Origin of the sequence: Shewanella gelidii (assembly GCF_014647855.1) — a bacterium.
In the GTDB taxonomy this organism is placed as follows: Bacteria; Pseudomonadota; Gammaproteobacteria; order Enterobacterales; family Shewanellaceae; genus Shewanella; species Shewanella gelidii.
In genome coordinates, this window is the sequence record NZ_BMPZ01000002.1 from 254005 (window position 1) to 267888 (window position 13884).

A 13884-nucleotide genomic window follows, 5' to 3' on the forward strand; every position below is an offset into this window, starting at 1 on the left:
TAAAATGATGCCAATGGTAAGGTTGAATACATGCAGTATACCTATGAGTTTTTGCAACAAGTGTTAGATGCGATTACTGAGCATATTGTCGTGATTAACGAGCGTGGTGATATTTTGTTTGTAAATCAAACATGGCAGGATTTTGGCAAAAACAATGCTTGCCAAATTCAAGGCCATTGGGATGGACAAAACTATATCGCTGAATGTGATCGAGCGGCAGCGAGTGGTGATGATTTTGGCTTACAAGCTGCTCATGGCATCCGCAAAGTGATCCGGGGCGAGTTAGACAATTTCTATTTTGAGTACCCCTGCCACAGTCCAACTCAACAGCGCTGGTTTATGATGCGTGTCAGCCGTTTTCAGGTGCAAGAGCAGCCATGCTTTGTCATTTCTCATCAGAATATTACCGAGCGAAAAATGGCAGAGCAGCGCGTATTGGATTTATCTCGGTTAGATGGACTCACACAAATTGCCAATCGACGATTTTTAGATGAATTCTTGCAAAACGAATGGTCGCGTTGTCATCGACTCACGATGCCAATCAGTCTCGCCATATTAGATATTGATCATTTCAAACTATTGAATGATCGTGAAGGCCATCAAGCAGGGGATAAATGCTTGTGTAAGGTCGCGACTTTATTGCAACAGTTTGCCAAGCGCCCAAGTGATCTATGTGCTCGTTATGGTGGGGAAGAATTCATCCTGGTGTGGGGGAATATGTCACAGTCTGACGCAAACCAGTGTTTGAAGCATCTATTTGAAGCGTTAGAATTGCTGAACATTCCTAATCTTGATTCTCCAGTGAAACCTATTCTGACGCTCAGTGCCGGCTTAGTCACGCTTTTGCCAACGCAAAAAATAACAATAGAAGAAATGCTCAAAGTCGCCGATGATTTGTTATATCAGGCAAAAGAAAGTGGACGAGACCAAATTCAGTTAGGCTTAATTTAATCGGTAATCGCCATGCTTTGAACCGTGTCTTTAATTTTAGATTTGTTCGTTATTTGAACGGCACTAAATCTTAGTGTCGACTGCTCCGATGAGGTGACTTAAAGCCTTGCTGTTTTTTATGCAAAAATGCACGAGAAAAATATAAATTAAATGAATTGCTTGAAAATACATCCAAAAAATATTGTTAAGCCCTTTCTAAAGTAAACTTGTGTTTTTACAAAAAGTTAACATAAGTATTCGAATTAATCGTTAGAATAGATTAGAGTGGACTTTGATCACACTTTTATTGGGGAGATATGAGTGGATGTATTTCTGGTATTAGTTTGCTTATTGCTTACAAGTCTAATCTGGTCTGCAATCTTTCTTATGTCATGGTCCGCGCTTGGCAAGAAACCCTACACACTTATTTGGTCTGCTTCCTTTGCTGTTTCAGCTTGCCAATGGGCTGGCGTGCTCTCCCGTAGCTATTTCGATTCTGATATTAATTATTGGACATTGGTAACAAGCCTTTCAATGTTTTCGGTTTTACTGGGGGCTTGGGGTCACTGTATCCGAACTAAAGTCCCGATCCGGTTTGCTTATTTAATTTCCGGCGCAGTTATTGTTGGTTTAGCGGTTTATTATTTTAGGGCGTTAGAGCCGCATGTCGGACTTTATATGTCGCTCTATATTTATTATGACGTGGCGATGTTTGTGTTGAGTGCGACCTTAATTTTGAGATTCCGTAAACAACCACGGCTGGCAGAGGTCGGCGCTGCCTTTACCTATTATGCCTGTGCCTTAGGATTATTTATTGCGGCGACGATAGCATTGATGCAGGGTGCAGAAGCCAAACCTGAATATTTAAAGCTTTATTTAATGGTTAATTTCATTACGGTCCCAACTGCGCAAGTGGGGATGGCGGTATTTATCTTATTTATGATGGCGTCCGATCTCGCCGAAAAAATGAAAAATGTTGCTGAGACCGATGTGTTAACGGGTTGCTTAAATCGGCGAGGATTTTATGAAAAAGCGCAAAAACAGCTGTATGAAGAAATCAAAGAATTAAATCATGTGTGCTTAATTTATTGGGACATTGATAAGTTCAAAAAAGTAAACGATCTCTATGGTCATGCTGCAGGTGATACAGTGCTTGCACAAGCGGCCAAACGCGTAAGTGACAATATAAAGTCTAGCGATCTGATGGGGCGTGTTGGGGGAGAAGAGTTTGTTATCTTGGTGAGCCACACAAATTACCAGAACGTCGAAGAGGTGGCAGAGCGTTTGCGTAAAGCGATTGCAGAGACGCCGATTATTCATAAAGGCGAAGCCATATCCATTACCGCAAGTTTTGGGGTTGTGGACATTCAAAATGGCGAAATATCGATTGAAACCGCTATCGACATTGCAGATAAAGCCCTTTATAGCGCCAAAGAAAAAGGCAGAAACAAAGTGGCTCGGGCTGAGAACTTTGCCTAGCCTGTCTTAGCTTTGTAGGCTAAAAGTGACACATCGCGAATCTAGATTCGTGTTCAGTGACTTAATGACTTAATGACTTAATGACTTAATGACTTAATGACCTAACGACTTAACGACCTAACGACCTAACGACCTAACGACTTAACGATCTAATGACTCAACGGTTCAGCGGCCTAGTGAATTCGTGTTTTAGCGGTTTATAGGTTCATAGATATAGAGGCTTCGTGATTGAGCTGCTCATGTATTACGAAGTTTTATTCAGAGGGGGGCAAGCCGCATTACGTGATGTGGTTCGTTCAACCTGATGCCTATACAAAAACGCGCTGCTCATATGAGCAGCGCGTGAATCAAATCAGATAACAGCGTGATTATTGCTTGCTATATGCAGCAGCATTGGCACCTGCTAATCGGCCAAATGTCACGATATCTGAAATCGCATTACCACCTAAACGATTTGCGCCATGGACGCCGCCGGTGACTTCACCTGCACCAAATAAACCCGGAATGACCATGCCTTTGGCATTTAAAATTTCAGCCTTAGAATCAATGTTCACCCCACCCATTGTATGGTGGACACCGGGTGTCACTTCGATTGCATAGTAATTTCCTTCATTCAATGCTCGTGGCAAGTTAGGGCGTTCAAAGTCAGTATCTTTGCCACTGGCGACAAGTTTGTTATAACGCGCAATGGTTGCAACTAATTGACTGCCATTAATATTTAACGAGTTGCCCAGCTTTTCAAGAGATGGGTTCGTTGGCGCGACGCCAAGGCCGATGTACTTGTTGATTTTGCTTAATGACTTGCGAACCGAATCGTCAAAGATTAAGAATGCCGTGCCACCAGTTTGTTTCAAAATAGCTGCGGCGGCTTTGTCTCGGGTGGTGATTTCATTGACAAAACGCTTGCCCTCGCGATTGACTAAAATCGCGCCATTGCCGCGTACCGCCTCTGTGACCATGACGCCACCTTTGACTGAAAGAGTCGGGTGAGCTTGGATATATTGCAGGTCAATTAACTTCGCACCAGCGTTTGCTGCGACATCAAGGCCGTCTCCCGTTGCACCTGGATGATTGGTTGCAATAAACCCTTTTAACTTCGGATCGAGTTTGGCAACGCGGTCATTGTTTTTACCAAAACCACCGGTTGCGAGTACAACAGCATCAGACTGAATCCAATAGTAACCGGTGTATTTGCCTTTGACCAAAATGCCGCGGACTTTGCCGGTTTTGTCTTTCAGAATTTCAACGCCACGAGTATTCAAACGTAAGTCGACTTTCCGCTCCATTGCATTGTCATATAAGACTTGTACCACGTGGGCACCAACACCAGCGCCACCGGTAGGTCGGTGAGAGCGATTCACCGAGGCGCCACCCATTCGGCCCACATCTTTTAGATCAGCCCCTAAAGCTGTAAGCCAATCCACTGATGATTTTGATTGAGTGGTTAACACTTTGACGAGCGCAGGATCATTAAGATCTCGACCACCCTTCATGGTATCTTTCGCCATCAAGTCACTACTGTCTTCAATGCCTTTGGCTTTCTGCTGATCAGTCCAAGCGGCATTCATGCCCCCAGCGGCCAATTTCGCGTTACCCCCGATCACTGGCTCTTTCTCTACGATAATGACTTTTGCGCCTTTATCATGGGCAGATACCGCGGCTGAAAAACCAGCGCCGCCTGAGCCGACAACAACAACATCGACACTTGCTTGTGGCTTCGCAGCTAAAGCTGCTTTGCGTAGCTTGGCTTCTTTTTCGAGTTCTGCAATGGTTGGTTCATGACGTTCCCACTGACCGCGATAAGGCATCTCAAATTCAAAGCTATGACATGAATCGCAATACACCATCGATTTTTCATGGCCACTGTGACAAGAGGTACAAGCAATCTCTCCGGGGAAGTGTGAAGCATGGGCATTGTAATGGTCGCGTTGGGTAGCTTCCGCGACCTCATCCATCGTGCCATGACATGATGTACATTGTTGGTTTTCATGGCTTAAATTGTCATTCGACAGTTCACCGCTTGCTAAATGGCAACTATCGCATTCTAAATTCTCGCTGTGGAATTCTGCTAAGGTGTCTGCCGCATTAGCGTTTGCAGCGATCGCCATACTGCCTAGCAAACTTGCTAAACATGCGGCTTTCTTAAAGTTATTCATTGCTTTTCCTCATTGAACGGTTCCAGTAGGACACTCTCCTCTAGAGGCTTACACGGCAGGTTTCTCACAAGGTATTGCGTTGTTCTAAGTTGAATTCAGATGACGCGCCAGAATGTCGAGCGACTTGGTGTTAGCCTCGCTATGCGCATATTGTCAGCCCGCTGGCTTAGCAATCTCAACGGCCTATCGAGAAATGCCACGAAAACTCGTAACAAGATCACAGTCTTACTCTCTTCCAATGTGGAAGTGCAATAAATTAGGTGGTTGGTATGCAAGCTTGCATGTGTGGGTGTGATTTGTGTCTAGTGCAGGGTGGTCGGTGTGAGCAATTCGTATAGTGAATTCTATTCATGCTTGATTTGCATATACGATATTTTTTGTATTGGCTGTGACGTGAACCTAGCAAGTGGCAGCAGGAGGAAGGGCTGAGATGTGTTGTAAAGATAAACGTAAATTTTTGGCGAAACTAAAACAAAAAGCAGATTGACTATTTTTATAACGATGAACGTGCATTTTGCGGAATATCACCCCTTTCTCGACCAAAGGGGAACAGTACCTAGCTGCCTATCGTGAAGTCGCTATCTTCAGGCTGCGTGAAACTTAAGTAGGCTGTTATATAAAATGAACGTTATTCCTTCAATTACCAACATTTTTTAGTGTGGCACACGCTGTATCTTAAACTTGCTTTGCGATGTAGTTCGTACACTTCACAACCCAGCATGGGCTCTGTGACGTTGAGTACAGCACCAAAACGCTCTTTGTAATCGTCGTTGACCTGTTGTGCACTGATTAACGGGACTTCAAAATTGACATCAACACGACCTTTACGGATCAGCGCTGGGTCAAGGCGTTCAAGATGATTGGTGGTCATGACCACAAGACAATCTTCAAGGGGGATCACACCATCGAGTGCATTCAGCACGCCACCCAATGTCAGCGGTGGATTATCGACGTTGCTTTCCGCAGCACGTGAAACCGTTGCCTTTACACAATCACAATCTTCAATCAGCAACATGGCGCCAGGTGGTACTTTGCGAATTGCCTTGTGAACCGTCGCATCGTTAACTGTAGACAGATTGAGAATGTATAAGTCGCGGCTATATTCAACGGCTAAAGCCCTTGCTATGCCCGTTTTTCCTGTACCCGTCAGTCCATGCAGTAACACCGTGAGCTTACTCATTACCGACTTGCCCCTGCCTGCAAAATTGCCAACTTCACGCAGGATATCCTGCCTAAAATCCTCATCGAGCACGAGGTCGCTAAAGCCAGCGGATTTCAGAGTTCCGTATCGGCACCACTCTGTTTCTTCGAAGATATGGACTTTTGGCTGCTCAGAAATATCGCCCCGGGTATCTTCCAGCAAACTATGGAGTTTACCTTTTGACCACCATGGTGCAGAAACCTGTATAGAATCATAAGGCATACTGCTATCTATCTTGGTGCGGGTTGCCATCATCAAACTGCCATCATACTTAAACAAATGCGTACCATAGCCAATTGATTTAACGCTGATTAACCCGTCATAACTGGCACTATAGTCAATGTAAACCGCTTGAGAAATAGAGCGAGAAAACAGAGGGATAGTGGTGTTACTGATCAGGTATGACAATTTGTTGAATACCTCAGTTCTTGAGGTGTGGCTATCATCAATGGTCAATCGAAGGAACAGCAAACGGCTAATGCTGCGGACTATTTTTGCAGGAACATCTTTAAGCATATAGCCCAAAAGGCCCGCGAAAATAAACAGCAAAATGCCGACAATGACGGCGGTGAGTAGTGGGTCCTCGTTTGTGAGCGCCCGAATTTGTAGTATCAACTCATTCATTTATTTACCTCTCTATAAAGTGCCAATGGGACACAGTACGAGAATACTACCAACGCTGTCTGATATACCACTAAGGACGCGAAAGTATGTGCGCTAAAGCACGTGCTTAAAGAGACGATCTTCCACGGAAATTGGCAGGTCAAATTGCCATAGCGGTAAAAAAATTATTGCTGGGATCATGCCCAAATTTTTTGCTTTTCGTTTGTTTTAATTCGTCTAGAAACGTCAGCATTTACATCCGTCTGAGCCGTGCCCACAAAAGCGAGCAACTCAAGGCTCAGAATGAATACGCACTGATGATGTTAACTAAGGGTAGTTTAGGGGAATACGAATGCCAATAACGTTCAGACAATCGTAGCATCATGATTTATTAGATTATGGATACTGGATAATGTCGTGGCTTCGATTCACCATTTCATCGAGCCAAAAATACCCGAGGGGATATCTGCTCATTCCCCCTTGCTCGGGTGTGGGCGAAGCGCCACGACTGGATTCAACAATAGCCGTGACGCGCTGGTGTGGATGATGCGAGATTAAATCTTAAGTCGAGAAAGCTGGGCCGCGAGATCGCCAGCAATAGTCCCCACATTTTGGCTTGCGGAGACCGAGTCATTTGCAGCTTGTTCGGCATCATGGGACTGGTTCCGGATCCTGAGTAAGTTGCCGCTAATATCATTCATCACACCACTTTGTTGGCCTGCAGCCGTCGCGATATGGTCATTCATATTGAAAATCTTCTCAGAGTGCGACGCAATTTGCTGTAGTCCCTCACCAGTCAGGCTGATGAGTTGCTGCCCTTGCTCGGCACGGTTGGTGGTGCTGTGCATGAGCGACTCAAGGTTGCTAGTGCCAGATTGCAGTTCTTCAATCATTTGCTGGATTTCTACCGTGGCAGATTGGGTTCTGCTGGCTAAGGAACGCACCTCATCGGCAACGACTGCAAAGCCTCGACCATGATGGCCGGCGCGCGCAGCTTCAATGGCGGCATTGAGCGCCAGTAAGTTGGTTTGTTCTGAAATGCCGTTAATGGTCGCAACCACGGCATCAATTTTGGCGGCATTCACGTTCACTTGGCTGACCGCATTAGCTGCGCTCTGCACGTCGTTGACCAGTTGCTCGATGGTGCCGATGGTGGTGTGAATTTGGCTTAAGCCTTTTTCGGCATCGCGGCTGGCGTTTTGGGTTTCTTTTGAGGTGTCTTCGGCGTGATTGGTCACGTCGCTAACGGTCACCGTCATCTCTTCCATGGCGGTGGCCAGACTATCTAAGTGTTGCCTTTGATCGATACTGAGTTGATTGCTATTGCTCGCGTTGTTGAGCAGAACATCGGCTTGTTCCTGCAGTTTGCGGCAAACTTCAAGTAAGCTTTTCACGACCCGTTGTCGTGTGGCGATGAGGTTGTCAATATGGTTGCCTAAGCCGCGCAGGTCGTCACGCCCTTCTGGGTAATTTAGGCGCACGGTGAGGTCATTACCACAGGCTTGGTCGGTGACCAAACGCATTTGCGTCAGCGTTCGTACGATATAACGACTGATGCTTGCCGTTAACCCCAATGATGCAACGAGTAGGAGGATAAGAAAGGCAAGGGTGGTGCTATGGCTGGCCGCTACCGTTTGTAAGGTTTGCTGTGGCTGCTTGAGCACGAGCTGCCATTGATTATTGATAGGGACAAGAAGCTGATATTGTCCTTGTTGTTCGATGACCTGATTGTATGTGCTGCTACTTTTGGCTTGAATTTGGCTGTGGGTGAGGCTGCTATTGAGTTGCTGAATTTGGCTGCTACTCAATTCATTGATGGAGGAACTTAACACCTGCGCAAGGTTGTTCGCTTCCTGTTGCATCCTCTGTTGGCTATCTGCATTGCGGCTGCTGGTTTCTCCGAAAATGAGTGCAATCAGCACGAGCAACATGAGTGTTAAAGGAACGATTGATACCAACGCCAGCTTTTCTTTGATGGTAAGTCGATTCATGACTGCATCCTTATCTGTTTGTTGTAATTGGCTCACTGAAGTATTCAACTAAATGTAACCTCTGTATTCATTAGAGATAATTATGGAACATCAGAAAAAATTAGCAGGATCTTCTCTAATCTATTCGTGGCTGCCCGTCGTTAGTTTGTCGTCAATGGTCATGGTCTCTGATGAGGATACAACTAAAGTTGCAGGCAATGCCATTAAGATATCCCTTCTCTGTGTGAAAAAGAGCATGTTGTCACGACTTACTCCCTGTCAACGTAGAGCATGCAATTGATAAATATAGACTTTACTCTAAATAACTTAGGATAACGCTGCTGATAGTACATAACTGTGAGCTCTACATTCATTCGGCTGTTTTGCACGATGAAAATGAGGCCTAAAGCGAAGTTTAGGCCGATTGAGTGCACGATTCGTCGCTTTGGGCAAGGAATGGAGCCGTTCAAAGCCTCGTTACGTGATAGTGGGGGAAGCTCGGCTTAGGCATCCTTACGTCAGCCGAGCGCGGTTGGGTTGTGCAGGCAGTCGATTGTTTTTTCGATTTAATGCAGTTGGCGATGGTTCCAAATGGTTACATCAGCCGAAGAGCTATGTGCTTACCTATTTGCCGTAAATTTGGTTGGGTAGCCAGAGGGCGAGTTCTGGATACGCTACCAATAATCCCAGGCCAAGCAGCTGCAACATAATGAACGGCACCACACCTTTATAGATGTCGGTCAGCTTAATTTCTGGTGGGCACACGCCTTTAAGATAAAATAGAGCAAAGCCGACGGGGGGGGTCAAGAATGACGTTTGTAACGTGACCGCAATCAACATGACAAACCACACCAGTACCGGTTGTTCGAGGCCTGTTCCTGTGCCTAAATCGAAATTGAGTTCACCAATTACGGGGGCGAGCAACGGCAGGACAATCAAGGTGATTTCAATCCAATCCAGCAAGAAGCCTAACAAAAAGACGATGACCAAAATAACAATCAGTACACCATAGTCGCCAAATGGAAGGCCGGTTAATGCTGCTGAAATAAACTCGTCTCCACCAAGTTCTCGCAGAACCAGTGAGAATAGTGTCGCACCGATAAAGATAGAGAAAATATAGGCCGTGGTTTTGTACGAGGACATCAGCACTTCATGGAATACTTTTCGATTCAGCTTTCGGTTATACAGTGCAAGTAGCGTTGCACCTAATGCCCCTACGCCACTCGCCTCAGTCGGGGTTGCGACACCACCAAAAATTGACCCTAAAACAGCCACGATGAGAATGATCGGTGGCAAAATGGCGCGGATAACTTCCCAGATGACTGTAAAGGTGAGTGGGCGGCGATCTTGTGCGAGCGGCGCAACATCAGGTTTAAACCAGGACAAACCGAGAATATAGATTAAGTAAACAAAACCGAGTAATAAACCGGGGAACACTGCTGCGGTAAATAAGTCGCCAACAGAGAGTGCCAATTGATCGGCCATGATCACCAACATGATGCTGGGAGGAATCAAAATTCCAAGGCAACCAGCACTACAGACGATGCCAGTGGCAAAGGTTTTGGAGTAATTCTGCTTCATCATGGCAGGGATAGACAACAGGCCAAGAAGTACGACCGATGCACCAATAATGCCGGTTGAAGCGGCGAGAATGATGCCGATGAGGGTCACGGTGATCCCCAGTCCGCCGCGGACTCGACCAAAGAGCTCTTGCATGGCCATCATCATTCGTTCTGCAACGCCTGATTTATCCAGCATTAGCCCCATAAAAATAAACATGGGTAAGGCAACTAACACCCAATTTTCCATTAACGAAAATATGCGGGACACCACAATACCGAGTGCGTTTAAATCAAGTCCTGACATTGTGCCAAGGTACTCGTCTGAAAAGTAACCGACTGCACCAAAGATGACGCCAACGCCCCCGAGAACGTAGGCGATTGGGATTCCGGTAAATAGAAAAGCGATAAAGGTGACAAACATCGCGATCACCAGGATTTCACTAAACTCCATTATTTTTCCTCCTTCGCGAAAAATGTCACCAAATTGCGCAGTAACCTTGAAATGCTGGCCAACGCCAACAAAATGAAACTAATGGGGATGGCAGATTTAATTAGCCAACGAAAAGGTAAACCCAGCGGGGATTCTGACGTTTCTGAAAGCAGGAATGAGGAGGCGACGTATTCCCAGCTGTTGAGCAAAATCACGCCAACCATTGGCAGTACAAAAACAACCGAGCCAAACATTTCCCAGAACAGGCGTGTCCGTGGCTTTAAATGATCGGCAACCACATCAACCCGCACTTGTGAGTTAGTAATTTCAGCGTAGGACATGCCGAACATGATTCCGATGGCATATAAGTGCCATTGGATTTCTTCGAAGAGAATCAACCCTTTGCTGAAGCCATAACGCATAGTGACATTCAAAATAATGACGAATATCAAAAATGCTGAAGACCAACAGCAGATGGCAGCGGTGAAGCGAATGATTTTTTCCAGCTGATCAGCAACAGACTGCATTCTGAGCGCTATTGGGCTGGTGGGACTGATTGAGAACATAGTGAATATCCAGTCTTTAGCCTACGATGACCCGAGGAGTCAGTTGAAGTATTGAGCAGTGCTAGCCAAAAACGGTGGTACGAAGGAACCCATCACCATTGCAATACTCTGACTCGATTGAGGCATATCGTTCATGATTAAGAAGTTCAAATCCGCACATGATTTGAGGAATAGAATTGCGCTTGAAACGCGTTACCGCTGCGAGTGTCGCACTCCACTCGGATGCCAGACGGTAACGCCAAAAGAGTGGTTATAGATTAGGGAGTGGTCGCGGTAAGAACGCGTTTGATTCCCAAAGGTCGTAGCGGCTTCTGAAGGTGGTTAGGTCGTCATGAATTCTTTTGAATTCTGGGTCTTTTGCTGATTGCTCAACCACAACTTCTTGCCATTTCTCCTTAAACGTATTGAGCATTTCTGGTGACCAATACTTGTTGATGACACCAGCCTTGAGGTTTTCTTCCATAATGGGTGCCTGCATCGCTTCACCTAGGGCGAGAGCATCGAGCGTGGCCGATTTACAGACATGTTTGATCACCGATTGCTGACGGTCGCTCATTTTGTTCCAAGTATCTTTATTGATGATGAGCTCCATCATCGTGGCTTGTTGATGCCAGCCTGGGAAGTAGTTGTACTTAAGGATTTTGCTTAACCCAATGCGTTTATCTACCACGGGCATTGAGAATTCTGTTGCGTCGAGTACGCCTTTTTCAAGTGCGGGGAAAATTTCGCCACCGGGTAGACCGACTGTGCTTACGCCTAGCTTCTCCATCACTAACGCGCCTAGACCGAAGAAGCGCATTTTTAAGCCCTTTAAGTCATCGGCGTTGTTAATCTCTTTGCTAAACCAGCCTGAAGTTTCAGGAGCCAAGATGCCACACACTTGAACTTTGACGTTGAGATTGTTGGCATCGTACAGCTCTTGGTGCAACTTGTTGCCATTGCCGTAGTAAAACCACGCCAGGTATTCAGGCGCTTCTGGGCCAAAAGGGACAGATGAGAATAGACGAGCGGCAGGGATTTTTCCGCCCCAGTTGCCTGCTGTGGCGTAACCTGCTTGAATTTTACCCGTAGAAACTGCATCTAAAATTTCTTTGGGGTTCACGAGTTTATTGGGTTCATACACCTTCATCTTCAAGCTATTGCCGCTCAGTGTACTCAGATCATCCGCAACATATCGAATGGTGGAGCCCAGACCCGGCAGTACAGAGTTATAGTAGATCGGTGTTTTCAGCAGTATTCGTTTTTCAGCGTGAGCAAAGGATGACATTAGGCCGAGTGCAATGGTGCTCATGATTAATAATTTTGATTTTTTCATGATAGATCTTCCTTAATTCAGTGGTTTTATTGCCACTTTGGATTCATGGTGCTTGTGCTGATAACGTCAAAGGCAGGAGCCAAAAAAACGGGCCCAATCCTTTATCTCTGCGAAGCATGATTTAGAAGGCGTAACTACAGTATCTTTGTGTTAATGAATTGTTAATCAGCGTTTGCGCGTAATTTTTCTACGGGTTTATACGTATATTTTGTGAGTGATATCGCTTTATGGTTATCTGTGTGGTGTGATCTGGGTCTTGTTTTGGGTGGGTTTTGCAAATGTGGGGAGAGAGTACTGCTTCAGTGAAAAATATTTTTGTGATTTTATTACAGCTGCCGGTTTTGTGGTGGCCTATTCGTTCGATTTGAAATGCATAGGTATTGGAGTTGAGATAAGGTGGTTTGTGAGTCATTATTTGAAGAATATGTAGCAGTTGTCGTTAATGTAAATCGACAACTGCTTTAATTGTCGCAGCTTGCTCTCTTCACAAATAAAAGTGTGAGGATGCTATTTTAATTCAGAGCTACATTTACCGCTTTTCGCCATTTTTAATCTGCGAATTTCCGACTTTCCAGCTTCATCATGCACTAGTTTTACGTCTGCTCCACCAACAAATGCGCCCATTTTAATAAATTGCTCGACAAAATATAGGTTGCCACTTTTAGCATCGACCGTCAGTGTATTGGGAGAGAACTCTGATTCAGTCGACACTGCTACGGCTTGATCACCGTCGACTTCCTTATAAAAAAATACGCCTTTTGCAGTTTCACCAACACACTCCTTATTTAGCCATACGTCTTTCTTTAACGCTGCGCCAACAAATGTATCTCTGCGAAACACATAAAAGCCTGCTTTTTTTTCTGCTGGAGCGTTAAATTCTCTCGCTTTCGCTGTGGCTTCTTTTGATTCCATTGGGACAGAAGAACAACCTGTAAGTGCCGCAGCAGTAAGAATTATAGCGAGTAGGTTTTTGTTCATTAAATATTCCTTCTTTGTATTGTTAGTCCTAGATAGTGGTTGACCGACTGAGCGAAATACATTCCGAAAACTTGTATGTTTTGAACGCAAGAGTTCTGTTTTCTGAGTACTTACAAGCTGTTGAGTCCGTATAGAGTTGTCGGTAAAACGAATGACAAATTATCGGTTTTAATTATGTAACACAAATGTTTATTTTGGTGATGGGTTTATTTTGTGATTGTTGTGACTGAAAAGAAGATAAACAGGGAACTATCTGGATTATGAACAAAGCTTTAGTACAACGTGGGAAGCAACGTGTACGTCTAAACAGGATTAAAAGGCTGGATATTGGTCAGCGGTTGAATGAAGTTTCTGTGACTTGGCTTTAGCACTTTGAAAGCTGTAAAGCATAACAATATGGAATTGATTTTTGTGCTTCTTTAGTAACTAAAGAAGCACATTTAATGGTGATATTTTGATAAGATTTGTTTGTATTTTAAATGTGTTAAGTCATCTTGTAATTTTAGACTTAAATATGTGACATGCTGATATATTCGATCTCGGAATGATGCTATCTTGCTATTAGTACATGTCTTTAAGCGCCAACAAACGCTATAGCTTCTTTTTCCTTTATAAATGAGTTGAAGAGTAGACGGCTTCAGAAGAGCATACATGTAAACCAAAAGTATGCGTGCTAGAAATCTGGCGCGGCATC

Annotated in this window: 9 protein-coding genes; 2 read left to right on the forward strand and 7 right to left on the reverse strand. The window is 44.9% G+C overall.

What is annotated here, in order from left to right; translation table 11 throughout:
• Positions 1-30 precede the first annotated feature (30 nt).
• Positions 31-951 carry a sensor domain-containing diguanylate cyclase gene (locus IEY18_RS04715; protein ID WP_188918340.1) on the forward strand — a complete coding sequence of 307 codons (921 nt, stop codon included), beginning with the start codon at positions 31-33 and terminating at the stop codon, positions 949-951.
• A gap of 300 nt (positions 952-1251) precedes the next feature.
• On the forward strand, positions 1252-2409 hold the full coding sequence (locus tag IEY18_RS04720; RefSeq protein ID WP_229779737.1) for a GGDEF domain-containing protein: 1158 nt from the start codon (positions 1252-1254) through the stop codon (positions 2407-2409).
• Between the two features lie 368 nt (positions 2410-2777).
• Here IEY18_RS04720 and IEY18_RS04725 read toward each other — a convergent pair whose 3' ends face one another.
• From IEY18_RS04725 to IEY18_RS04755, 7 genes are all read right to left on the reverse strand, one after another.
• Positions 2778-4565, reverse strand: a complete 1788-nt coding sequence (locus IEY18_RS04725; protein ID WP_188918342.1) for a flavocytochrome c — start codon at positions 4563-4565, stop codon at positions 2778-2780.
• A gap of 640 nt (positions 4566-5205) precedes the next feature.
• Entirely contained in the window at positions 5206-6390 is a 1185-nt protein-coding gene (locus tag IEY18_RS04730) for an AAA family ATPase (RefSeq protein ID WP_188918345.1), read from the reverse strand.
• Positions 6391-6923: 533 nt separating this feature from the next.
• Entirely contained in the window at positions 6924-8360 is a 1437-nt protein-coding gene (locus IEY18_RS04735) for a methyl-accepting chemotaxis protein (RefSeq protein WP_188918347.1), read from the reverse strand.
• A 603-nt stretch (positions 8361-8963) separates the two neighbouring features.
• Positions 8964-10352, reverse strand: a complete 1389-nt coding sequence (locus IEY18_RS04740) for a TRAP transporter large permease (protein WP_188918349.1) — start codon at positions 10350-10352, stop codon at positions 8964-8966.
• Complete coding sequence (locus tag IEY18_RS04745; protein ID WP_229779738.1) at positions 10352-10858, reverse strand: TRAP transporter small permease subunit; 507 nt, start codon at positions 10856-10858, stop codon at positions 10352-10354. Before IEY18_RS04745 ends, IEY18_RS04740 begins: the two co-directional genes overlap by 1 nt.
• Before the next feature lie 289 nt (positions 10859-11147).
• Entirely contained in the window at positions 11148-12212 is a 1065-nt protein-coding gene (locus IEY18_RS04750) for a TRAP transporter substrate-binding protein (protein WP_188918353.1), read from the reverse strand.
• A 507-nt stretch (positions 12213-12719) separates the two neighbouring features.
• Positions 12720-13190 carry a DUF2846 domain-containing protein gene (locus IEY18_RS04755; protein ID WP_188918355.1) on the reverse strand — a complete coding sequence of 157 codons (471 nt, stop codon included), beginning with the start codon at positions 13188-13190 and terminating at the stop codon, positions 12720-12722.
• Between the last annotated feature and the right edge of the window lie 694 nt (positions 13191-13884).